The 1,125-nt window shown below is 44.1% G+C and carries 1 protein-coding gene; it reads left to right on the forward strand.

Going from position 1 to position 1,125, the window contains the following annotated elements:
- Nucleotide 1 precedes the first annotated feature (1 nt).
- Nucleotides 2-1,125, forward strand: a 1,124-nt coding sequence (gene tuf / locus E7K77_RS09960; RefSeq protein ID WP_128114531.1) for an elongation factor Tu, incomplete at its 3' end; no start/stop codon positions are given.

Below are 1,125 nucleotides of genomic sequence, written 5' to 3' on the forward strand. Positions count from 1 at the left end.
AATGGCAAAAGAAAAATTTGAACGTACGAAACCGCATGTTAACATCGGTACAATCGGTCACGTTGACCATGGTAAAACTACTTTGACTGCTGCAATCACTAAAGTATTGGCTGAAAAAGGTCAAGCTGACTTCCAAGATTACAGCATGATCGATAAAGCTCCAGAAGAACGCGAACGCGGTATCACAATCAACACTGCACACGTTGAGTATGAAACTGCTAACCGTCACTATGCACACGTTGACTGCCCAGGCCATGCTGACTATGTTAAAAACATGATTACTGGTGCGGCTCAAATGGACGGCGCTATCTTGGTTGTATCCGCAGCTGACGGCCCTATGCCTCAAACTCGCGAACACATCTTGTTGGCTCGTCAAGTTGGTGTTCCTGCAATCGTAGTATTCTTGAACAAAGCTGACATGGTTGACGATGAAGAATTGATCGAATTGGTAGAAATGGAAGTTCGTGAACTTCTTTCTTCCTACGAATTCCCTGGCGACGAAGTACCTATCGTTGTAGGTTCCGCATTGAAAGCTTTGGAAGGCGACGCTCAATATGTAGCTAAAATTGACGAATTGATGGATGCTGTAGACTCCTACATCCCAACACCAGTTCGTGACACTGATAAACCTTTCTTGATGCCTGTGGAAGACGTTTTCACAATCACTGGTCGTGGTACAGTAGCAACTGGCCGTGTTGAACGTGGTCAAGTAAACGTTGGTGATACAGTTGAAGTAGTAGGCTTGAAAGAAAAAGCTGAACAATACGTAGTAACTGGTCTTGAAATGTTCCGTAAAGTGTTGGATTCTGCAGTAGCAGGTGACAACGTAGGTGCATTGCTTCGTGGTGTTGATCGTAAAGACATCGAACGTGGTCAAGTATTGGCTAAACCAGGTTCCATCAACCCACACACAAAATTCAAAGCAGAAGTATACGTATTGACTAAAGAAGAAGGTGGCCGTCATACTCCATTCTTCTCCAACTACCGTCCACAATTCTACTTCCGTACAACAGACGTAACAGGTGTTGTAAACCTTCCTGAAGGTGTAGAAATGTGTATGCCTGGCGATAACGTAACAATGGAAATCGAATTGATTACTCCAATCGCTATCGAAGAAGGTCTTCG

The organism is Veillonella parvula (assembly GCF_032577575.1).
Taxonomy (GTDB): Bacteria; Bacillota; Negativicutes; order Veillonellales; family Veillonellaceae; genus Veillonella.